At 69.5% G+C, this 20729-nt stretch carries 23 protein-coding genes; 8 read left to right on the top strand and 15 right to left on the bottom strand.

The window, feature by feature from the left end:
* Positions 1-9 precede the first annotated feature (9 nt).
* On the bottom strand, positions 10-870 hold the full coding sequence (nadC, locus tag JK358_RS26120) for a carboxylating nicotinate-nucleotide diphosphorylase (RefSeq protein ID WP_201951987.1): 861 nt from the start codon (positions 868-870) through the stop codon (positions 10-12).
* Positions 871-982: 112 nt separating this feature from the next.
* Entirely contained in the window at positions 983-2605 is a 1623-nt protein-coding gene (locus JK358_RS26115) for an L-aspartate oxidase (protein WP_201951985.1), read from the bottom strand.
* Between the two features lie 269 nt (positions 2606-2874).
* Here JK358_RS26115 and JK358_RS26110 point away from each other — a divergent pair, with 269 nt between their 5' ends.
* Positions 2875-3093, top strand: coding sequence for a cold-shock protein (locus JK358_RS26110; RefSeq protein WP_201951982.1), 219 nt, complete (start codon positions 2875-2877; stop codon positions 3091-3093).
* Positions 3094-3124: 31 nt separating this feature from the next.
* Here JK358_RS26110 and nadA read toward each other — a convergent pair whose 3' ends face one another.
* Positions 3125-4186: a quinolinate synthase NadA gene (gene nadA / locus JK358_RS26105; protein ID WP_201951979.1), complete on the bottom strand. Its 1062-nt coding sequence runs from the start codon at positions 4184-4186 to the stop codon at positions 3125-3127.
* A 78-nt stretch (positions 4187-4264) separates the two neighbouring features.
* Here nadA and JK358_RS26100 point away from each other — a divergent pair, with 78 nt between their 5' ends.
* Entirely contained in the window at positions 4265-5086 is an 822-nt protein-coding gene (locus JK358_RS26100; protein ID WP_307817750.1) for an NUDIX hydrolase, read from the top strand.
* 42 nt (positions 5087-5128) lie between these two features.
* Positions 5129-5329, top strand: a complete 201-nt coding sequence (locus JK358_RS26095; protein ID WP_201951976.1) for a DUF5988 family protein — start codon at positions 5129-5131, stop codon at positions 5327-5329.
* A gap of 15 nt (positions 5330-5344) precedes the next feature.
* On the opposite strand, the gene JK358_RS26090 is transcribed toward JK358_RS26095, so the two are convergent.
* The 4 genes from JK358_RS26090 to bioB form a co-directional block, all read right to left on the bottom strand.
* Entirely contained in the window at positions 5345-5536 is a 192-nt protein-coding gene (locus JK358_RS26090; protein ID WP_201951972.1) for a hypothetical protein, read from the bottom strand.
* A 155-nt stretch (positions 5537-5691) separates the two neighbouring features.
* A complete protein-coding gene (locus JK358_RS26085; RefSeq protein ID WP_307817749.1) occupies positions 5692-6414 on the bottom strand; it encodes a DUF2567 domain-containing protein in 723 nt (240 codons plus the stop codon).
* Positions 6414-6641 (bottom strand): biotin synthase auxiliary protein BsaP, encoded by a 228-nt coding sequence (gene bsaP, locus JK358_RS26080; protein WP_232851905.1) that lies wholly within the window; start codon positions 6639-6641, stop codon positions 6414-6416. Before bsaP ends, JK358_RS26085 begins: the two co-directional genes overlap by 1 nt.
* Positions 6642-6658: 17 nt before the next feature.
* On the bottom strand, positions 6659-7696 hold the full coding sequence (bioB, locus tag JK358_RS26075; RefSeq protein ID WP_201951970.1) for a biotin synthase BioB: 1038 nt from the start codon (positions 7694-7696) through the stop codon (positions 6659-6661).
* A 104-nt stretch (positions 7697-7800) separates the two neighbouring features.
* On the opposite strand from bioB, the gene JK358_RS26070 reads away from it, so the two are divergent.
* Complete coding sequence (locus JK358_RS26070; protein WP_201951967.1) at positions 7801-8385, top strand: TetR/AcrR family transcriptional regulator C-terminal domain-containing protein; 585 nt, start codon at positions 7801-7803, stop codon at positions 8383-8385.
* 3 nt (positions 8386-8388) lie between these two features.
* On the opposite strand, the gene JK358_RS26065 is transcribed toward JK358_RS26070, so the two are convergent.
* The 6 genes from JK358_RS26065 to JK358_RS26040 all read right to left on the bottom strand — a co-directional run bounded on the left by JK358_RS26065 (position 8389) and on the right by JK358_RS26040 (position 14585).
* Positions 8389-9528 (bottom strand): alpha/beta fold hydrolase, encoded by a 1140-nt coding sequence (locus JK358_RS26065; protein ID WP_201951965.1) that lies wholly within the window; start codon positions 9526-9528, stop codon positions 8389-8391.
* A 121-nt stretch (positions 9529-9649) separates the two neighbouring features.
* Positions 9650-10117 (bottom strand): SRPBCC domain-containing protein, encoded by a 468-nt coding sequence (locus JK358_RS26060; RefSeq protein WP_201951962.1) that lies wholly within the window; start codon positions 10115-10117, stop codon positions 9650-9652.
* 37 nt (positions 10118-10154) lie between these two features.
* On the bottom strand, positions 10155-11408 hold the full coding sequence (locus JK358_RS26055) for a DUF1501 domain-containing protein (protein WP_201951959.1): 1254 nt from the start codon (positions 11406-11408) through the stop codon (positions 10155-10157).
* A gap of 23 nt (positions 11409-11431) precedes the next feature.
* Positions 11432-12652 carry a DUF1800 domain-containing protein gene (locus tag JK358_RS26050; RefSeq protein ID WP_201951956.1) on the bottom strand — a complete coding sequence of 407 codons (1221 nt, stop codon included), beginning with the start codon at positions 12650-12652 and terminating at the stop codon, positions 11432-11434.
* A gap of 86 nt (positions 12653-12738) precedes the next feature.
* Complete coding sequence (bioD, locus tag JK358_RS26045; RefSeq protein ID WP_201951953.1) at positions 12739-13434, bottom strand: dethiobiotin synthase; 696 nt, start codon at positions 13432-13434, stop codon at positions 12739-12741.
* Positions 13431-14585, bottom strand: coding sequence for an 8-amino-7-oxononanoate synthase (locus tag JK358_RS26040; RefSeq protein ID WP_201951950.1), 1155 nt, complete (start codon positions 14583-14585; stop codon positions 13431-13433). Before JK358_RS26040 ends, bioD begins: the two co-directional genes overlap by 4 nt.
* A 99-nt stretch (positions 14586-14684) precedes the next feature.
* On the opposite strand from JK358_RS26040, the gene JK358_RS26035 reads away from it, so the two are divergent.
* The gene (locus tag JK358_RS26035) at positions 14685-14978 is read left to right on the top strand and encodes a hypothetical protein (RefSeq protein WP_201951947.1); all 294 of its coding nucleotides are present in this window, start codon (positions 14685-14687) and stop codon (positions 14976-14978) included.
* A gap of 24 nt (positions 14979-15002) precedes the next feature.
* Here the strand turns inward: JK358_RS26035 and JK358_RS26030 are convergent, their stop codons facing one another.
* Complete coding sequence (locus tag JK358_RS26030; RefSeq protein ID WP_201951945.1) at positions 15003-16271, bottom strand: adenosylmethionine--8-amino-7-oxononanoate transaminase; 1269 nt, start codon at positions 16269-16271, stop codon at positions 15003-15005.
* A 244-nt stretch (positions 16272-16515) separates the two neighbouring features.
* On the opposite strand from JK358_RS26030, the gene JK358_RS26025 reads away from it, so the two are divergent.
* Positions 16516-17478 (top strand): bifunctional helix-turn-helix transcriptional regulator/GNAT family N-acetyltransferase, encoded by a 963-nt coding sequence (locus JK358_RS26025; RefSeq protein WP_201951943.1) that lies wholly within the window; start codon positions 16516-16518, stop codon positions 17476-17478.
* Between the two features lie 9 nt (positions 17479-17487).
* Here the strand turns inward: JK358_RS26025 and JK358_RS26020 are convergent, their stop codons facing one another.
* Entirely contained in the window at positions 17488-17949 is a 462-nt protein-coding gene (locus JK358_RS26020; protein ID WP_307817748.1) for a MarR family winged helix-turn-helix transcriptional regulator, read from the bottom strand.
* A 29-nt stretch (positions 17950-17978) separates the two neighbouring features.
* Between JK358_RS26020 and JK358_RS26015 the strand changes: the two genes are divergently transcribed.
* Both JK358_RS26015 and glgX read left to right on the top strand, forming a co-directional pair.
* Positions 17979-18545 (top strand): cupin domain-containing protein, encoded by a 567-nt coding sequence (locus JK358_RS26015; RefSeq protein WP_201951941.1) that lies wholly within the window; start codon positions 17979-17981, stop codon positions 18543-18545.
* A 58-nt stretch (positions 18546-18603) separates the two neighbouring features.
* Positions 18604-20727: a glycogen debranching protein GlgX gene (glgX, locus tag JK358_RS26010; protein ID WP_201951938.1), complete on the top strand. Its 2124-nt coding sequence runs from the start codon at positions 18604-18606 to the stop codon at positions 20725-20727.
* The last annotated feature ends 2 nt before the right edge of the window (positions 20728-20729 follow it).

Genomic DNA, 20729 nt, shown 5'->3' with positions numbered 1-20729 from the left:
AGCTGTGGTCTACATATCCAGGCCGAGATCGAGCACCCGCACCGAATGGGTGAGCGCACCCACGGCCAGGTACTCGACGCCGGTGCGGGCATAGTCGGCCGCCATATCCAGCGAAAGACCGCCCGAGGATTCGAGTTTCGTCCCCGGCGAGCGGGTATTGCGGCGCTGCACGGCGGCCTGCGTCATCCACAGCGGGAAATTGTCGAGCAATACCAGCTGCACATCCTCGGCAAGCACCGCGTCGAGCTGCTCGAGGCTGTCCACCTCGACCTCGCATTCGATCTCCGGATTCAGCGCGCGCACCGCCCGCAGCGCGGCCACCACCGAACCCGCGGCCACCACATGGTTGTCCTTGATCAGCGCAGCATCACCCAGTCCCATCCGGTGATTCACGCCGCCGCCGACCCGCACGGCGTACTTCTGCAGCGCCCGCAGCCCCGGCAGGGTCTTGCGGCTGTCCCGAATTCGGCAGTCCGTGCCCTCCACCGCATCCACCCACGCCGACGTGGCCGTGGCGATTCCGGACAGATGGCACACCAGGTTCAGCATGGTGCGCTCGGCGGTGAGCAGCCCCCGCGTGGGCGCGACCACCCGCAGCACCGTATCCCCCGGCTGCAATCGGGTGCCGTCGGCAACCCGCTCGGTCACTTCGTAATTGCCCGCGCCGATCACCTCGTCCAGCACCAGCAGCCCCACATCCAGCCCGGCCAGTGTGCCCGGCTGCCGCGACGCCATGGCCGCCTTGGCGGTCGCGTCGGCGGGAACCGTTGCGAGCGTGGTGATATCGGGTCCGTACCGCAGATCCTCCTCGAGGGCGGTGCGAATGAGGGCCAGCACCTCGTCACGATCGAGGCCGGAATCGAGGGGCATGGCTAGTCTCCTTCTCGGATGACGGTGGTGGCGTAGGCGGAACGTGCGGGGCGCGCCGAATCCCGGTCGAGCCGAATGCGATACAGGACCCCGATCGCGGCAGGACGGGCGGTCACGACGCGGGCCGCAGGGGGGTGCGGATCCACGGCGCGGTCGGCTCCGAGCCGTCGGTGATCAGTTTGGGACGGCCGTCCGAGCCCAGGCGCACCGTGATGCTGCGGCGCTGTTCCTCGCGCGGCTCGGGATGGTCCGAACGGGTGTGGCAGCCACGGCTTTCCGTGCGGGCGGCGGCGGCCAGCAGCAGGGCGCGGGCGGTGAGGGTGAGGGCGGAGTCCTCGAGCCGGCTGATGACGGCGGCCGGATTCTCCTGCGGTGCGGCGTCCACGCCCGGATCGGCGAGCAGGCCCATCACCCGCAGGATCGCGGCGCGCAGGCCGTCGCCGTCGCGGACCACCGAGGCGCGGGCGGTCATCAACTCCTGCAGGAGTTTCCGGTCGGCGCGGGGTAGGTGCACCGGGCCGATATCGGTGACCCCGGCCTGCGCGCCGCTCCGTTCGCTCGCGGCCACACCGGCCCGGCCGCCTACGACGAGACCTTCCAGCAGGCTGTTGGAGGCGAGGCGGTTCGCGCCGTGCAATCCGGTGCGCGCCACCTCACCGGCGGCGTAGAGACCGGGAACCGTTGTGCGCCCGTGGGTATCGGTGACGACGCCGCCGCACTGATAGTGCGCGGCGGGCGCGACCGGGATGAGGTCGCCGGTCGGATCGATGCCCGCCGCCCGGCACGAGGCGGTGATGGTCGGGAACCGTTGCGCGAACCCGTCGATCGCGCGGGCGTCGAGGTAGACGTGATCGGCGCCCAACTGCTGCATCCGCGCGTGGATGGCACGCGAGACGATATCGCGCGGCGCGAGATCTCCCCGCTCGTGCACCCCCGCGGTCACCGAATTCCCCTGGGAATCAACCAGAACCGCGCCCTCACCGCGCACGGCCTCGCTGATCAGCGGCCGCCGCCCCACCCCGCCGGGCGAGAACAGCACCGTCGGATGGAACTGCACGAACTCCAGATCCGCGACGACAGCCCCGGCCCGCAGCGCCAGCGCGACCCCGTCGGCGGTCGCGCCCGCCGGATTGGTGCTGCACGCGTACAACTGCCCCAGCCCACCCGTGGCGAGCAGCACGGCGGGTGCGTGCACCACCCCGAATCCCTTGTCGGACACCGCGATCACCCCGCGCACGCCCTCCGGCCCGGTGACGATATCGACGACAGCCGCCCCGAAGATCACCGGCAATCCGGCCGCGTTCAACGCCCGCTGCACTTCCGCCCCGGTGGCGTCCCCACCGGCGTGAATGATCCGCCGCGTACTGTGCCCGCCCTCGCGGGTGCGCGAAACCTCCCCGTCCCGCCCGTGATCGAACACCGCCCCGAGATCGGTCAACGCGGCGACCGCGTCCACGCCCCCCTCGACGATCGACCGCACCGCCTCCGGATCACACAGCCCGGCCCCCGCGATCACGGTGTCCTGCACATGCGATTCCACCGAATCCCCATGCGGCGCAACCACAGCGATCCCACCCTGCGCATACTGTGTCGACGTGTCGGTAGGGCCGCCCTTGCTGAGCGTGAGCACCCGCAGCCCCCGCAGTGAGGCCGTGCGCGCGGCCGTAAGACCGGCGACGCCACCACCGACCACGATCAGGTCGGCCTCAGCCTCCCATTCCACCGTGATACTCACAGGTGTACTCCCTCCCTGTCACGAAGCACGACGCCGCGCGTCGACATTCGGCCCGGCGCAACATATCTCGCAGCTACGCCGGCGCGGGCACCGCAATCGATCCCGGTCGTAGGGACGGACCGTACGGCCGCAGCGCGAGCAGCCGCTGGGCCGCCCCGTTCGCCGCCCACCACGATCGGGGAAGCAACGGCCGCCCCATCGATCGACACGGTTGTCATCGTCGGCCACCTTCTCCCGGGCGCGTGCGCGCCGGAGGCCATGATCGAGTCATGGCTACTGGAATCGTGAAGTTTTTCAAGGCCGAGAAGGGCTGGGGGGCTATCGCCTCCCCGGAGCTGCCGCCCGGCCAGGACGCGTGGGTGCATTTCAGCGCCATCGAAGGCACCGGCTTCCGGATGCTGGAGGCCGGTGATCGCGTCACCTTCGAATACGAAGCCGCCCGGCAGGACAGCTTCCGGTACCGGGCAACCCGGGTGCGCAAGGACTGACACCCGTGCCCCGGTAGGGGCGGGCACCGCCCTACTCCCCGCCGCCCGGGTTGCCGATCTCGATCATGCGCTGGACCGAATTGCGGGCCAGGGCCGCGGTTTCCAGGTCGACGTGCACCTCGTCGCGGTTCTCCACCAGGCAGCGGAGCAGGGCGGCGGGGGTGATCATCTTCATGTACTTGCAGGAGGCGCGGTCGTTGACGGCCTGGAAGTCGATGCCGGGGGCCGCTTTCCGCAGCTGGTGCAGCATGCCGACCTCGGTGGCGACCAGGACCTCCTTGGCTGCGCCCTTTGTGACGCTTCGCGCCGCGGCGGCCTTGGCGGCGTCGATCATGCCGCCGGTGGACAGGATGTGCACCCGGTCGGCCGGGAACTCGCCCGCGCCCGCGAGGTAGAGCGCCGAGGTGGCGCAGCCGCATTCGGGGTGCACGAACAGTTCGGCATCGGGGTGCGTGCGGGCCTGCTCGTTGAGCTCGTCGCCGTTGATGCCGGCGTGCACGTGGCATTCGCCCATCCAGATGTGCATGTTCTCGCGGCCGGCGACGCGCTTGACGTGCGCACCCAGGAACTGGTCCGGCAGGAACAGCACCTCGCGGCCGGGGTCGATGGAGGCGACCACGTCGACGGCGTTCGAGGAGGTGCAGCAGATGTCGGTGAGGGCCTTCACCGCGGCGGTGGTGTTCACGTAGGACACCACGAGCGCGCCCGGGTGTTCGTCCTTCCACGCCTGAAGTTCCTCGGCGGTGATGGAGTCCGCCAGTGAGCAGCCGGCGCGCTGATCGGGGATCAGGACCGTCTTCTCGGGGCTGAGGATCTTGGCGGTCTCGGCCATGAAGTGCACGCCGCAGAAGACGATGGTGTCCTCGGGCGCCTCGGCGGCGATCCGGGACAGGGCCAGGGAGTCGCCCACGTGGTCGGCGATGTCCTGGATCTCCGGCAGCTGGTAGTTGTGCGCCAGGATGGTGGCATTGCGCTCGCGCGCCAGTCGCTTGATCTCGGCCGCCCAGTCGGGGGTGGCCTCGATACCCGTGTAACCCGACGGCCCGTCGGTGACCTGTTCGGCCAGGGTCATCGTCGCACCTAGTGCAGCCATGTCATGGCTCCTTCTCTCATGCGGTCCGGCAACATCGCCGATTCGCATCCAACCGGTTTTCGACTTAGGATCGAAAACGTGGCCCATAGTAGCACCATCCACGAAACGCTCACCGCGGTGTTCCAGGTTCGTCGCTTCCCGGACACCTACACCGCAGGTGAGAGCGTTTCCACCCCCTCGGACAGTGGTACACGGCATGCGAATCCCGGTTCAGCGCAGAAAAATGCGGCCGCCAGACGCGATGGTCTTGGTTGGCGTTGCCCGCCGGGGGAACGCACCGAACTGGCGGTGCTGCTGTGGGAGCGCGCGCTCGAACCCGCCATCGGCACCTGGTCGCTGCCGGGCGGGCGGCTGCGCGACGACGAGGACCTCGACACCTCCGCGGCACGGCAGCTCGCGGAGAAGGTGGATGTGCGCGAATTGACGCACCTGGAACAGCTTTCGGTGTTCAGCGACCCGCATCGACTGCCCGATCCGCCGCGCCGGATCGCCTCGGCGTATCTGGGCCTGGTGCCGCTCACGGCGGAACCCGAACTGCCGCCGGACACCCGGTGGCATCCGGTCTCCGCGTTGCCGCACATGTCGTTCGACCACGGCGGGATCGTCGAGCACGCACGCACCCGGCTGGCCGCCAAACTCTCCTACACCAATATCGCGTTCGCCCTGGCCCCGGACCGCTTCACCATGTCGACGCTGCGGGAAATCTATTGCGCCGCACTGGGTTACGATGTGGACACCACGAACCTGCAGCGAGTTCTGTCGCGCCGCAAGGTGATCACGCCGACCGGGGCCACCGCCTCCCCCGGCCGCGCGGGCGGGCGGCCCGCCGCCGTCTACCGCTTCACCGACTCCGAGATCCGCGTCACCGACGAGTTCGCGGCTCTGCGCCCTCCCACCTGATTCCCACGCCGGGAAGCGAATTCGCGGCGGATACTCGGGGACATGGCACTCGAAGCCAAGGCAATTCTGGTGGGCGGACCGAACGATCTGCCCGAACGCATCGTCCCGATCACCGGACCAGAGATCAAGATCTCCCATCGCAACGGCTACGAGCATTTCGAAGCCACCGCACGGGAGGAAGACACACCCGACGGACCGCTCCGCATCTACGAATGGTCCGGCCGGACCAGAGTGGCGGAATAGCCGCGCCTTCGTCGGTCAGTCCTGGTCGCGCTTGCGGTGTTTGGTGGCGCGGCGATAGCCACGCGCGCTCGGAATCGGTTGTGCCGCATTGGATCGGCGTAGTTCATGGCGTTGCCGCCAGGCGGTGAGGCCCGGACGCTCGGCCGTGGTGGCCGCAGCGTCCGCGGCGGCGGCCGGGACGCGGTCGCCCCGTGCTGCGGTTTTCATGGGTGGTCCCCCTGCGTGGTTTCGGTATCCCCGACGCGCCACGGTACGCGCTGCGGCTGCCCGGTTTCCACCGATTTTCCGCGCGCCACGCCGACCGCGCCACCTCACCGAACACACAGGTGGCGGCGCGTATTCCGGCCCCGCCACACGACCGCTCAGCGTGAGTTGTCCTGCTCCGGCACGGGACTGTCGAAGGGCACCACCGGTTCCCGAGGACCGGCCTGCTGCGGCACTCCCCCGTTCGCGCCCGGACCGTAGTACGGGCCGAAGCGGATATCGGATCCGAACTGCGGGGGCGCGTAGACCACCGGCTCCGGGCGCAGGCGGCCGAAGGGCAGATACTCGCCGGTGCCGAGATCGTCGGAGGTGCTGAGGGCGGCCAGGAACAGTACGACCAGCACGGCCACCAGAGGCTGTGCGATCAGGAACGGCCAGCCCTCCACCGTCGGCGCGAACTCGATGATGCTGTGCACGGCCGGGGTGACCGGCCGGGGGTGCAACTGCTCGGCGACCGCTTCACCGACCGCCCGCATCAGGAATGCGCCGACCAATGAACCCAGCAGCACCGCCAGCAGCATGATCGGCCCGCGCGCCCGCTTCCAGCGCCAGGCCGCGGCCGTGGTCAGCACGGCCGTCACCACGCCGAGGAGGACGAAAACGGCTGCGGCGTCGAAACGATGCGCGCTCTCCCCCGTCAGCGCCGTACCCCGCTCGGGATCGACCACGAGCAGTCGCTCGACCGGCGCGAGGAAGGCCCACACCACGCCGACGAGCGCGCTCACGAATCCGACAGCGGCGAACACCACGGCCGCCGCCCGCAGCTCACGGGCGACGACCTCGGCGAACCCACCCGGTTCGGCGACGGATGCTGTTGCCACTAGCGGTGTTCCAGCATCTTCGAGTCGAGCTCACCGTGCCGCGAGCACTTGGCCCACCACCCGTCCGGGCTCACCTGCACGATCATGCGACGGCCGCACTGCTCACAGAACCGCGGCGGCTCCAACCCCAGGGCAGCGGCGGCGGGAACGGTGTCCTCCAGCCCCGCGACGATCCGCTTCCCCGTGAACGGGTTGTAGCGCTCGCTCATGTCGAACCGCTCGTCCATATGAGACACAGTACCGATCACAGGGTTTCGTTGAGCGCCTTGATGGGCATCTTGAGCTCGCCCAGGAGGTCGAGGTCGGCTTCGGCGGGGCGGCCCAGGGTGGTGAGGTAGTTGCCGACGATGACGGCGTTGATGCCGCCGAGGATGCCCTGCTTGGCGCCGAGGTCCCCGAGGGTGATCTCGCGGCCGCCGGCGAAGCGCAGGATGGTGCGCGGCAGGGCGAGACGGAAGGCGGCGACGGCGCGCAGGGCGTCGGACGCGGGGAGGACCTCGAGGTCGCCGAAGGGGGTGCCCGGCCGCGGGTTGAGGAAGTTCAGCGGAACCTCGTCGGGCTCCAATTCGGCCAGCTGGGCGGCGAATTCGGCGCGCTGCTCGAGGGATTCGCCCATGCCGAGGATGCCGCCGGAGCACACCTCCATGCCCGCTTCGCGGACCATGCGCAGGGTGTCCCAGCGCTCGTCGTAGGTGTGGGTGGTGACCACCTTCGGAAAGTGCGAGCGGGCGGTCTCGAGGTTGTGGTTGTAGCGGTGCACGCCCATGGCGGCGAGCTGGTCGACCTGCTCCTGGTTGAGCATGCCGAGCGAGCAGGCGACCTGGATGTCGACCTCGTTGCGGATGGCCTCCACACCGGCGGCGACCTGCGCCATCAGGCGGGCGTCCGGGCCGCGCACGGCGGCGACGATGCAGAATTCGGTCGCACCGGTCTTGGCGGTCTGCTTGGCGGCCTCGACCAGGGACGGGATGTCGAGCCAGGCGGCGCGCACGGGCGACTGGAAAAGCCCGGACTGCGAACAGAAGTGGCAGTCCTCGGGGCAGCCGCCGGTCTTGAGCGAGATGATGCCCTCGACCTCGACCTCGGGACCGCACCACTTCATGCGCACGTCGTGGGCGAGGCCGAGCAGTTCCTCGAGGCGGTCGTCGCCGGTCCGCAGCACCGCGAGAGTCTGTTCCTGGGTCAGCCCGATGCCACGCTCGAGCACCTGTTCACGGGCGATCGCGAGAATGTCGTCGCCGGCCGTGAGATCGGCGTCGGTCGAGACGGTTGCCTGGGTCATGGGGCTGAAATCCCTTCGTGCGGCCGATGTGGCCGACCAACTTGAACGGTGTTCAGGGTAGGCTAGCAGCAAGTGAGCCAGAACACGAAGGGTCGGGTTTTCCAGTGCAACTGCACCGCACGGACGTCGTCGACGGAGCCATCGCCATCCTCGATCAGTACGGCCTCGCCGATCTGACCATGCGGCGGCTCGCCACCTCCCTGCACGTGCAGCCCGGTGCGCTGTACTGGCACTTCCCCAACAAGCAGGCCCTGCTGGGCGCGGTGGCCGACCGCATCCTGGCCCCGATGGAAGACCCCATCGACGCCACCGAATGGTCCAGGCAGATCACCGAATTGGCGCACCGGCTGCGCGGCTGCCTGCTCGCCTACCGGGACGGCGCGGAGCTGGTCTCGGCCACCTACGCCTCCCGGCTGACCACCTCGAAGGGCCGCGAACGGCTCGCCAGCGCCGCCATCCGCGCCGGAATGGTCCGGGAGGAAGCCGATCTGGCGGCCTTCACCCTGCTCTACTACGTCCTCGGCCAGACCGTGGACGAACAGTCCCGCATGCAGATGGACTCGGCCGGCGCGCTGGCCGAAGCGGATTCACCGCTCTACGACACCGTCGACGCCACCCAGCGCTTCGACTTCGGCCTGCAGCTGTTCGTGAGCGGCGTGCGGCATCTGCTGGGCACCCGGATCCGCTGAGACTCACCGTCCCGCAGCGGAATTCGAGGCGGCGGCCTCGCGCTGGACGAGGCGGATGAACGGCACGATCTGCCGTTCGATGACGGTGTTGTACTCCTCGGGCTGCTGAATCGGGTTGGCGTGGCGGGTGTTTCGGGTGGTCACCACCAGCAGCGTGCCGTCGACTCCGCCGACGCGCTCGACGAGCGCCCGGTGCGAGTACTCGACGTCGACGATCGGATCCCGGTAGGCGTCCCGGGGTCGGATGTACACGATGGCGGGCCTGGGTTTCCCGTTCGCGGGTGCGGCCAGGGTGCGCAGATCGTCCACCGCGCCGCCGGCCACGATCGCCTTGAACTGGGCCTCGATCAGGCCGTTGCTGGCGGCGTCGGTGTTCAGGATCTTGTCGCGCATCACTTCGCTCAGCGCCGCGAAGAACCGGTCGCCGCGAATCCAGTACCGGCCGCCGGTGAATCGCTCGTGGCGCGCGTAGAGCTCGACCATCATGCGCAGCAGCCTGCTTTCGCGCGCGCCCGGCACCCAGCCGGTCCAGCGCAGCAGATTCTCGCCCTGGTCGCGGCTTTCGGCGCGCACGGCGTGCAGATCGACCGGTGTGCAGTCCAGGATCACGCCGACCACCCGGCGGGTGCTCTCGATATGGAGATGCTCGGCGATCTCCAGGGCGATGACCCCGCCCATACTGTGCCCGGCCAGAATCACGTTGGGGGCCTTGGCCGCCGAGGTGACCTTCACGATGAGGTCCGCGATCACCTTGGTGTCGATACCGGCGTTGTCGTAGCGCACCGCCCACACCGAGCCGAGCCGGCTCAGCGACGGCAGCGCCCGCGCGGTCTGGGTCGCGTCGAGCACGCCCAGGCCGACGAGATCGAATACCGCCGTATCGCTCGCCTGCGGCTCCGACGGCCCGGCGATCGGCAGGACCGACGGTTCGGTCCGTGCCAGCCGCGCCCGCTCGGGAGCCACGTCCACACTCAGGTAGAGCGCGAACAGCACGACGACGATCAGCGGAATCACACTGCCGCGCAACACGATCAGCTGCGCCCGGCCGCACCCGTGGGCCAGTCCGGTTTCGCGCAGGCGAGCCCGCCGTCGCCGATCATCGACCTCGGCGACAGTCGACGGATTCGGGTACTCCGGCCACACGGTACCGCCTCTCCGCGCCTGCAGCGCCCGGCCGAATGGCCGTCGGCGGCAGGTGCGCCCAGCGGCAGGCGACGTGTCTGGATCTTGGACGTACCCGGTGGATTACCCGGGCCGCGCCGAGTCAGTCGTCGCTGTGACGTACCGCAAGTTCGGCCAGCTTCCCCAGCGACATGCGAAAGCCCAGCTCATTGTCCGCCGCGGAGAGCCCCGGCGGCAGATTGTCGTGGGTCGCGACAACCTTGCAGCCGCCGGGCGCGTCCGCGAGGGTGTAGGTGATCGCCATCTCCCCCTGGAGATTCGGATCCTCGGTTTCGAACTCCACCACCTGCGCCACCTCGGTATCGGGCACGAGGCGCACGAACCGGCCGTGGAAGGTGTCGGTGCGGGCGGTGGTCTTTCCGGTCTGCGTGGGCAGGTCATAGGTCAGTGAGATGCGGAACCGCCCGCCCACGCGTGGATCGAATTCGTGGATGCGGCTGGTCATTCCGTCGGGGACCATCCAGGTGCGCACCGAGCGCGCATCCAGCAGGGCGCGAAAGACATTCGGGCGGGACGTGCTCACGAACCACTCGACGTGGGTTGAGGTCACATGCGTCACCCTACGCCGGGCGCGCGCCCCGTCGCGGTCATACCGCGACGATGCCCGAAATGGGGCGTGGCGCACCGTGTAGCACGTCCGTGGCGGGGATGCCGAACCATTCCTCGGCGATGGTGGCGTAGTACTCGGTCATATTGACGGTGGCGCGCAGATTGTCGTCGGGGTCGAGATCGCGCAGCGAGGGCAGTTCACCGAAGACGCCCGGATTGGTGGGGCCGAGCAGCAGCGCGGTGCCGGCCGAGCCGTGGTCGAGGCCCTCGGAGTTGTTCTCCGGGCCGCGACGGCCGAATTCGCTGTAGGCGGCGATGAGTACGCGGTCGGCGATACCGCGGGCCGCGAGGTCGGCGCGGAAGGCGGCCAGGCAGGCGTCGAGATCCTTCATGAGCTCGACGTAGCGGGTGGGGTGCTTGTCGTGGGTGTCGAAGTCGGCGCCCATCGGGACGTGCACCACCCGCAGGCCGTGGTTCTCGTCGGCGAGAAGCCGTGCGGCCAGGCGCAATTGGATGCCGAGGTCACTGGTGGGGTAGCCGGCGGCGGCGGGTGAGAGGGTGGCGGCCACGTCCGAGAAGCTCAGGGCCACGGCGCTGCCCGCACGCGAGGTGGCGAACAGCGGCAGATCGGCGCGATCGGGATGGGCCATGGCGCGCTGTGCGGCCAGCCAGGCGTCACGGATGTTCTCGTCCTCGAAAACCGGGAACAGGCCGTCGTTTCCGGGATCGATGGACAGGGTGCTGACGCGCTCGCAGGCCAGGGCCTGACCGGAGCCCAGGCCGAGGGCGACGCCGACCGCCGGGGTGGCGGGGTCGCCGAGGTGATCACAGAGGCGGCCGAGGAATCCGGTGCTGGTGCGCGCCCCGCCGTCGGGATCGCCGACCTGCCAGCGATGCAGCATTTCGAAGTGCGACATATCGGGTTTGACGATGCCGACGCCCGGGATCACCGACGCCCCGCCCGCGGCGAGCCGCGCCAGATTCGGGTGGAAGCCCAGCGCGCCGTCGATGGGGTGCACGTCCTTGGCGGCGATCGCGGTGGTGGGGCGCAGATCCCGGTACCGGGAGTCGGTGTAGGGGACGGTCATGGACAGGCCGTCGCTGCCGCCCGCCATCTCGATCATGAGCAGCTTGCGCTGGTCCGGTGCGGCCGCCCGCAAGGTCGGCGGCGTCGGAACCGGTTGCGGCGCTTGCTCGCTCATCAGATCGTGGGCGACGACACCGCCGACCGCCGCCAGCGCGCCCGCGCCCAGGCCGACCCGCAGTGCGGTGCGCCGATTCACTGTGACCATCGCATCTCCCAATCCCCGGATACTCAGGCGAGTGTGAACTCAGGGGCGGTGAGGATCAAGGCGAGCACCGCCGTCACCGCCTGAGATTTGTTGTGCCGCAAGGCGTAGGCCAGATCGCGGGCGGCGGTCTCGGTGGCCGGTGTCGGCGCGTAGATGCCCGCGCGGGTGAAGATGGCCGCCACCGGATCCGCGGCCGCGGCCAGTTCCGGGATGGCGGGCGCGTGCACCACCACCGAGGCGCGCGCCAGCGCCGCGCCCGCGTCGAGCCAGCCGGTGCCGGGCGGCCAGCCGGCCACATTCGGCGGATAGAACGGCATCTGCCCCAGATCGCCCATGGCGTAGAACGCGCCGATCGGATCGTCGACACCGGCGACAGCCATTGCCGCCGTGACCCATTCGACCGGATATCGGGGCCGCGCGTGCACGGCCGCGTCGAAGGTGGGATGCCGCAGGATCGCCTCCGCCAGCGGTGTGATCTCCAGCTTGGCGGCGGTGAAGATCCCGGCCAGTTCCGACAGCCGCTCCTCGGAGGGCGGCACGCCCACCAGGTACCGGTGCAGCTTACCGGCGATGAACCGGGCGCATTCGGGCCGATCGCACAGCATGTCCACCACATCGTGCGCGGTGGTCACCGTCTTACCGAGAAAGGGGACAGGCCGCTGATTTCCGGCATCCCGAACGAACCGGACGGCACCGTCATCGGTGACATCCCAGCCCGACATGGCGACGGCCGCCTGCCGCACATCCTCCTGCGAGTAGATGCCGCGCCCGACGGTGAACAGCTCCATCAGCTCGCGCGCGTGATTCTCATTGGGCGAGGACGCCTCCGACCCGGCGCCGTCCAGCCACTGCAGCATCGCCCCGTCGATCACCATGGCGTGCGCGAACTCCCGGAAGTTCCCCAGCGCGTAGCGGCGCAGCACCAGATGCTGCTGCCACATCAACTCCCAGGTATCCACCTTCGAATAGCTGGTCGCGAAATGCCCGTGCCAGAACCACACCAGCTTCTCGTGCAGCCCGGCCTTGCGATCGGCCATCAACCGCAGCCACCGCGCCACCGGCCCGTTCGGCCGATCCCCGCTGTCTCCCGTGTACTCCGGAGTCTTCGGAACCAGCGGCGCGGCCCCCACCACGGCGTCGATCACCGCGCCGATCTCCCGCCCCGCGAGTTCCTCCACCATCCCCGGAAACGGCCCGAAAGTAGTGCGCCGCAGCACATGCGCCACAGCGGCAAGCTCGCTCATGCCCCATAGCCTGGCACGCCACCAGCCGGAATTCATCCGCACCGGCGCTACGCCGCGCACCGAACGCGAATCCGACCGCCGCAGCGCTAGCGGCCCGCGCCGGGGTGCAGGTGGGCGGCGGCCCACGTCCGGGTGAACCAGTTCGGTGCGGCCGCGCCGAATCGCGCTGGATCCCAGGAGCCCGCCCCGGCGGGAACGGTGCCGACGATATCAACGCCGGTGTGCGCGGGAAGGTCGGTGCGATTGCACTCCGAGGCCAGATCAGGCTGGTCCGGCCAGGAGCCGAGGACGATGCCCGCGCACCGCACACCGGCGGATTGCAATGCGCGCGTGGTGAGTTCGCTGTGATTGAGGGTGCCGAGGCCGGGATGCGCGACCAGCAGAACGGGAGCGCTCATCTTCTGCGCGAGCTCGAGCATGGTGAATTCGCCCATCCGCACCAGCAGCCCGCCCGCGCCCTCGACCAGGGTGAGGTCGGCATCGGCACAGGATTCGATGGCGGCGGCGGTCTCGGCCAGCGTCAAGAGGGGTTGACCGCAGCGGCGCGCGGCGGTGTCGGGCGCGAGCGGATCGGGGTAGCGCGCGAGCTCCACCGTGCGAGTGACGCCGCCGAGGCGTTCGATCACCGCAAGGTCGCCGGGTTCCCCCGGCGCGACACCGGTTTGGGCCGGTTTGCACACCGCGACCGAGGCTCCGGCGGCGCGCGCCGTTGCCGCGAGGGCCGCCGTCACGATGGTCTTGCCGACATCGGTGGACGTGCCGGTGATGAACAGCAGACTCACAGGGCTACCGCCTCGTGGGTCCGCGCTTCGGCGAGCACCTCGGTGAGAACGGTTGCGATCGTCGCCAGTTCGCTGTCGGTGAGGTCGGCGCGGGCGGTGAGACGCAGGCGGGAGGTGCCCTCGGGGACCGAGGGCGGGCGGAAGCAGCCTACGGAGAGGCCGCGGGCGCGGCAGGCCTGGGCGGCGTCGTAGGCCACCTGGGCTTCGCCGAGGACGACGGAGACCACGGCCGAATCCGGTTGCGCGACATCGGCGATGCGGGCGATGTCGGCGGCGCGGGCGAGGACGCGGGCGGCCATGGCGGGTTCGGCGCGCAGCAGGCGCAGGGCGGCGCGGGCGGCGCCTACGGCGGCAGGGGCCAGGCCGGTGTCGAAGATGAAGGTGCGGGCGGAGTCGATGAGGTGCGCGCGGACGCGGTCGCTGGCAAGGACTGCGCCGCCCTGGGCGGCAAAGGCTTTCGACAGGGTGGCGGTGATGACCACGTCAGGTTCGCCGGCCAGGCCGGATTCGTGGACCAGACCGCGGCCGCCCGCACCGCGGACGCCGAGGCCGTGGGCTTCGTCGACCAGCAGGACCGCGCCGTGCGCGCGGGTCACCCGGTGCAGCTCCGCGAGCGGGGCCAGGTCGCCGTCGGCGCTGAAGACCGAGTCGGTGAGGACGAGGGCGCGCTCCTCGGTGCGGGCGGCGAGCAGTCGCTCGACGGCCGCCACGTCCCGGTGCGGGGCCACGTCGACCCGGGCGCGCGAGAGGCGGCAGGCGTCGACGAGGGAGGCGTGGCTGCCCGCGTCGGAGACCACCAGGCCGCCGCGGCCGATGAGGGCTGTCACGGCCCCTAGATTCGCGGCGTAGCCGGAGGCGAAGACCAGGCCCGCTTCCGCGCCGACGAAATCGGCCAGTTCGGCTTCGAGCAGTTCGTGTTCGGTGGTGGTTCCGGTGACCAGGCGCGAACCCGTGGAGCCGGCGCCCCATTTGGTGACGGCCTCGACGGCCCCGGCGATCACCTCGGGGTGGCGGACCAGGCCCAGGTAGTCGTTGGACGCCAGGTCGATGCACGGCGATTCCGGGGTGCGCGCCCGCAGTTCCCGGCGCAGGCCGGCGTCGACGCGTTGGGCGGCCCGCTCGTCCAGCCAGCTCAAGGGATCAGCACTCACAGCTCGGAAGCATACTTGAACGGCGTTCAGGAAGCACCGGTGTGACGGGATTATCCTGAAGGGGCGAAGGGAGGCTGCGCGATGCCACGATGGGCGATAGTGGTCGAGCAGACGACCGGTTTCGGCGACAGCAAAACCTGGTCCCCGAAAGTTCTCACCGAGGTGATGGGCACCCGTGAGCAGGCTCTGGCAAAGGTGCCCGATCTAGTTCAGAAATTCATTCCCGATCATCCGAAGTTGATCAGCCGCCGCACCGTGCTGCGCGACGGCGACACCTTCATGTTGATCGCCAAGGGCTGGTCCGACGAATACCACTGCCTGTTCCGCGTATGGGAAGTGTTGTCGGACAGCGAGAATCAGGATCGTATGCGCGAGAAACGCGCCAACCGCTGAGCCCGGTTCACCCCGGGCAGGCGCTCACACCGCGGCGGCCGCCACCATGGCCGCCGCGATCTGCCGCACGTCCTCGGTCGTGCTGATGAACGGCGGCATGCAGTAGATCAGGTTGCGGAACGGGCGCAGCCACACGCCGGATTCCGTTGCGGCATGGGTGGTTTTGCGCATGTCCACCGGATGGTCGAGGGCGATGACGCCGATGGCCCCGCACACGCGGACATCGGTCACGCCGGGCAGGTCGCGCGCGGGCGCGAGGCCGTCCTCGAGTTCCGTTGCTATGCGCCGGACTTCGCCCTGCCAGTCGCGCGCGAGCAGCAGTTCGATGGAGGCCACGGCCACCGCGCAGGCGAGCGGATTGCCCATGAAGGTGGGTCCGTGCATGAGCCCGCCGTGCGCCCGGCTGATGGTCTCGGCGATCTCAGCGGTGCACAGCGCGGCGGCGAGGGTGAGGTAGCCGCCGGTGAGCGCCTTGCCCACGCACAGCACATCCGGGCTCACCCCGGCATGCTCGGCCGCGAAAAGCGTTCCGGTGCGGCCGAATCCGGTGGCGATCTCGTCGAACACCAGCAGCACGCCGTGCTCGTCGCACAGCCGCCGCAGCTCGTTCAGATAGCGCGGATGATGGAAGCGCATACCGCCCGCGCCCTGCACCACGGGTTCCACGATGACCGCGGCGAGCTCGTCGGCGTGGTCGGCGAAGGCCCGTTCCAGCTCCGAGACGTACTCGGGCACAAAGTCTTTCGGCGGCATGGCGACGAAGATCTGATCGCTGAGCACATCGGTCCACAGCGAGTGCATGCCGCCCTCGGGGTCGCACACGCTCATCGGCGTGAAGGTGTCGCCGTGATAGCCGCCGCGCCAGGTCAGCAAACGCCGCTTATCGGGCCGCCCGACGGCTCGCTGATACTGCAGGCACATCTTCACCGCGACCTCCACCGACACCGATCCGGAGTCGCAGAGGAACACCTTGTCGAGACCGGCCGGGGTGAGTTCGACGAGCAGTTGCGTCAACCGAACGGCCGGTTCGTGGGTGAGCCCGCCGAACATCACGTGACTCATCTTCCGCGACTGTTCCAGCAGCGCCGCGTCCAGCACGGGGTGCCGGTATCCGTGCACGGCCGCCCACCACGAGCTCATCCCGTCGATCAGTTCCCGCCCGTCGGCCAGGGTCAGGCGGGTGCCCGACGCGGAGGCCACCACCAGCGGTTCGGTGGTTGCCGGGAACCCGCCGTAGGGATGCCACACGTGTGCGGCGTCGAGGGCGGTGATCTGCTCGGGGTGCAATGCCACGGAATCCTCCGGTTCGGCGACGGTCCTGCCCGGCCGCACCCGGCCGGGCTTGAACGCCGTTCAAGTTATCACCGGAGCTGCCCGTCCGTCACCCCCGCCGCCCGCGGAGCAGATGCCTGGAACCGGTGCGCGACCGGCTGCGGCGGGGTATTCTTTGACTGAGTCAACGAATTTCGGTGACTACCGCCGACGGCGGCGGATCGACCCGACGGACGAACTCGACTCAGCGGGAACGGAGTCCGGCATGACGACCAGCACCACTCGCGGCAGCGGCCCCACCCCGGCAGTGGCCGCCGATCACATCGCGGCCGTGCGCGCGTTCAACCGCCGGTACACCCGGGTCATCGGCGTACTGCGCGGCGGCCTGCTCGGCACCGACTTCACCCTCGCCGAGGCCCGTATCTTGTTCGAGCTGGCCAATTTCGGCCCCAGCGCAGTGGTGGACCTGCGCGCCGACCTCGATCTCGACGCCGGATATCTCAGCCGCATTCTGACGCGGTTCGCCGACCGCGGCCTGATCACCCGCCGCCGCTCGGCGGCCGATGCCCGCCGCCAGATCGTGGAGTTGACCGACCTCGGGCGGCACGCCTTCGCCGAAGTCGACGAGCTGTCCCAACGCGATATCGGCGACCTGCTCGGCCCGCACTCCCCCGCCGCCCGCACCCGCCTCATCGAGGCCATGCACGCCATCGAGGGCATTCTCGATGCCGCCGAACCGGATCCGGCCCGGGTGGCGATCCGCGCGCCGCGCCCAGGCGATCACGGCTGGGTCATCCAGCGCAACGCCGCGCTCTACGCCGCCGAATTCGGCTGGAACTCCGATTACGAGGCCCTGGTCGCCCACATCGTCGCCGAATTCCTGAACTCCCATGACCCGCAACGGGAACGCGCCTGGATCGCCGAATACGAAGGCGCTCCCGTCGGCTGCGTCTACTGCGTCCGCGAGGACGACACCACCGCCCGCCTGCGCCTGCTCCTGGTCGAACCCACCGCGCGCGGCCTCGGCGTCGGCACCGCCCTCGTCGACGAATGCCTGCGCTTCGCCACCGAGGCCGGCTACCGCACCATGGTCCTGTGGACCAACGACGTCCTCACCTCCGCCCGCCACATCTACGAACGCGCGGGATTCCACCTGACAGCGGCGAATCCGCACCACAGCTTCGGCGCGGACCTGATCGGCCAGACCTGGACCCGCGCGCTGCCCTGACCGGCCCGATCACGCGGGCCGGTCGGCGAGCGCCGCGTGCGCCCGAGCCAGCAGGGCGCGCAGTTCGGCCAGGCCGTCGCGGCCGAGTGCGCTGCGCAGGCGCTTCTCGATATCGGCGATTCCTGTTGCGGCGACGCCCAGTCCGGCGCGGCCGGCGGCGGTGGGGACCACCAGGCGGGCGCGTTTGTCGGACGGGTCGACCCGGCGTTCCACGTAGCCGCGGGCTTCGAGGTGGGTGATCAGCTCGCCCATGGATTGCTGGGTCATACCGGCCGATTCGGCGAGGGCGGTGACGCGGGAGCCGACGGGGTCGAGGTGGCGGAAGACGGCGTAGTGGGCGGGGCGCAGGCTGGGGTCGAGGGCATTGCGGAGGCGCTCGTTGAGATCGTCCTCGAGGGCGCGGGTGGTGGTGACGAGCAGTTTGAGCAGGCTCGGGTCGGCGGGCGGCGGAGTCGCGCGGGCTGTTGACACATTACGAAGGTTACCTTCATATTGGAGGAATGGACAGCAGCACTCTGACCTTCCGCAACGGCAAACGCGTCACCCTGGTCGAACAGGGCGTCGACGAGCAGGGGGCCTACCTCGTGCTCGAACATCTGCTGCCACGAGCGGAGCGGCAGGCGGGGCCGCACTGGCATCCGGTGCTGGCCGAGGAGTGGACGGTGCTGCGGGGCCGCGTGCGGTTCCGGATCGACGGGGTGGAAAGTTTTGCGGGGGAAGGTGATTCAGCGGTCGCGGCGGGCGGGGTGGTGCACGAGTTCTGGAGTGTGACGCCGGAGACGGTCGTACGGCATGTGATTCGTCCCCCGCTGCGGCACTGGGAGATGTTCCGGCTGTGGCATGCCCTCGACGCGGCCGGGAAAACCACGTCGGCCGGGGTGCCACGCAATCCGCTGGCGCTGGCGCTGCTGTGGGATTACCAGGACGGGTACCTCGCGGGCATTCCGGCGGGGGCGCAGCGGGTGGTGCTGGGCGGGCTGGCACGGCTGGCACGGCGGTGCGGATACGAACGCCGCTGGTTGCCGGATTTCGCGACCGATACGACGGGTGGCGCGCGAGCGCACTGACCATCGCGGGCACCGACCACCGCATCGGGGTTGCCAGCGGGGCCGATAGGGTCTTGGCATGGCTCCGCCCTCCGCGACTCCGGTTCCGGCACCACTCGGTGTCTGGCCGGGGACGGCGTATCCGCTGGGCGCCACCTACGACGGGGCCGGCACCAACTTCTCGGTGTTCTCCGAAGCGGCGCGGCGCGTGGAGCTGTGCCTGATCGAGGACAACTGGCGCGAGACGCGCATTCCGCTCGACGAGGTGGACGGGTACGTGTGGCATGCCTATCTGCCCGGGGTGGGGCCGGGGCAGCGGTACGGGTACCGGGTACACGGGCCGTTCGAGCCCGCCGCGGGGCTGCGCTGCGATCCGAGCAAACTGCTGCTGGACCCGTACGGGAAATCCTTCGAGGGCGATTTCGGCAGTGATGTCGCGCCCTACAACTACGGTCAGAACACGTTGGGGCACACCATGACCGGCGTGGTGGTGAACCCGTACTTCGACTGGGCCGACGATCGCGCGCCCAAGCGCCCCTATCACGAGACGGTCATCTACGAGGCGCACGTCAAGGGCATGACCATGACCCACCCCGACGTGCCGCCGGAACAGCGCGGCACCTTCGCGGGCATGGCGCATCCGGCGATCATCGCGCACCTGCGCGGCCTGGGCGTCACCGCGGTGGAACTCATGCCGGTGCACCAGTTCCTGCACGACCGCGTCCTGCTCGACCGCGGACTGCGAAACTACTGGGGCTACAACAGTTTCGGCTATTTCGCCCCGCACGCCGAATACGCCGCGACCCGCACCCCGGGCGCGGCGGTCACCGAATTCAAGGCCATGGTGCGCGCCCTGCACGCCGCCGGGATCGAGGTGATCCTCGACGTCGTCTACAACCACACCGCCGAGGGCAACGAATTCGGCCCGACGCTGTCCTTCCGGGGCATCGACAATGCCGCGTATTACCGTCTGGTGGACGATGATCCGCAGCACTACATGGATTACACCGGCACCGGCAACAGCCTGAACGTGCGCCACCCGCACACCCTGCAACTGATCATGGACTCACTGCGCTACTGGGTGCTGGAGATGCACGTGGACGGATTCCGGTTCGACCTGGCCGCCACCCTGGCCCGCGAACTACACGATGTGGATCGCCTGGCCACCTTCTTCGATCTGGTGCACCAGGATCCGGTGGTGAGCCAGGTGAAGCTCATCGCCGAACCCTGGGATGTGGGCGAGGGCGGCTATCAGGTCGGCAACTTCCCCGTCGCCTGGACCGAGTGGAACGGCAAATACCGTGACACCGTGCGGGATTACTGGCGCGGGCAACCGGCGACGTTGGGCGAGTTCGCCTCTCGGCTCACCGGCTCCTCGGACCTGTACGAGGCCACCGGCCGAAGACCGTCGGCCAGTATCAACTTCGTCACCGCGCACGACGGCTTCACCCTCGCGGATCTGGTGTCCTACAACGAGAAACACAACGAGGCCAACGGCGAGGGCAGCCGTGACGGCGAGAACTACAACCGCTCCTGGAACTGCGGTGTGGAGGGTCCCACCGCCGATCCGGAGGTACTCGCCCTGCGCGCCAGGCAATCTCGTAATCTGCTCGCCACGCTGCTGCTGTCCCAGGGCACCCCGATGCTGCTGCACGGCGACGAGCTGGGCCGCACCCAGCAGGGCAACAACAATGCCTACTGCCAGGACTCCGCACTCTCCTGGATGGACTGGTCACTGCTGGACACGCATGCCGACCTCCTCGAATTCACCCGCCGCGCAGTGGCTTTGCGCGCCGCGCACCCGGTGTTCCGGCGTCGCCGCTTCTTCGACGGCCGTCCCGCCCCCACCCACGACCATCCCGACGACATCGCCTGGTTCACCCCCGGCGGCGCGGAGATGACCGACGCCGACTGGGAAACCGGATTCGGCCGCTCGCTGGCCGTCTTCCTCAACGGCGCCGGCATCCGTGAACCCGGCCCGCGCGGCGAGCACATCACCGACGATTCGTTCCTGCTCTGTTTCAACGCGCACGACGCCGCCCTGCCCTTCACCCTGCCCGATACCGATCACGGCGCGTCCTGGTCGGTGGAATTGGACTGCTCCACGCCCACCGGCCGCCCGGCCGCCGACACCGCCCATCCCGCCTCCGCCACCGTGGAAATCCCCGCACGCTGCCTGCTCGTCCTGCGGTGTGCGGCATGATC

It is taken from the genome of Nocardia acididurans (assembly GCF_016741815.1).
GTDB classification, from domain to species: Bacteria; Actinomycetota; Actinomycetes; order Mycobacteriales; family Mycobacteriaceae; genus Nocardia; species Nocardia acididurans.
Note: the sequence above shows the minus strand (reverse complement) of the source record. Positions and strands in the feature narration are given on the sequence as shown.

Excerpts from the sequence above, each read along its gene's own strand:
- bsaP (WP_232851905.1), bottom strand. The coding sequence starts at position 6,641 with ATGGACGAGCGGTTCGACATGAGCGAGCGCTACAACCCGTTCACGGGG.
- JK358_RS26015 (WP_201951941.1), top strand. The coding sequence starts at position 17,979 with ATGGACAGCAGCACTCTGACCTTCCGCAACGGCAAACGCGTCACCCTG.
- JK358_RS26025 (WP_201951943.1), top strand. The coding sequence starts at position 16,516 with ATGACGACCAGCACCACTCGCGGCAGCGGCCCCACCCCGGCAGTGGCC.
- bioB (WP_201951970.1), bottom strand. The coding sequence starts at position 7,696 with ATGACCCAGGCAACCGTCTCGACCGACGCCGATCTCACGGCCGGCGAC.
- glgX (WP_201951938.1), top strand. The coding sequence starts at position 18,604 with ATGGCTCCGCCCTCCGCGACTCCGGTTCCGGCACCACTCGGTGTCTGG.
- nadA (WP_201951979.1), bottom strand. The coding sequence starts at position 4,186 with ATGGCTGCACTAGGTGCGACGATGACCCTGGCCGAACAGGTCACCGAC.
- nadC (WP_201951987.1), bottom strand. The coding sequence starts at position 870 with ATGCCCCTCGATTCCGGCCTCGATCGTGACGAGGTGCTGGCCCTCATT.
- JK358_RS26055 (WP_201951959.1), bottom strand. The coding sequence starts at position 11,408 with ATGGTCACAGTGAATCGGCGCACCGCACTGCGGGTCGGCCTGGGCGCG.
- JK358_RS26110 (WP_201951982.1), top strand. The coding sequence starts at position 2,875 with ATGGCTACTGGAATCGTGAAGTTTTTCAAGGCCGAGAAGGGCTGGGGG.
- JK358_RS26090 (WP_201951972.1), bottom strand. The coding sequence starts at position 5,536 with ATGAAAACCGCAGCACGGGGCGACCGCGTCCCGGCCGCCGCCGCGGAC.
- JK358_RS26050 (WP_201951956.1), bottom strand. The coding sequence starts at position 12,652 with ATGAGCGAGCTTGCCGCTGTGGCGCATGTGCTGCGGCGCACTACTTTC.
- JK358_RS26095 (WP_201951976.1), top strand. The coding sequence starts at position 5,129 with ATGGCACTCGAAGCCAAGGCAATTCTGGTGGGCGGACCGAACGATCTG.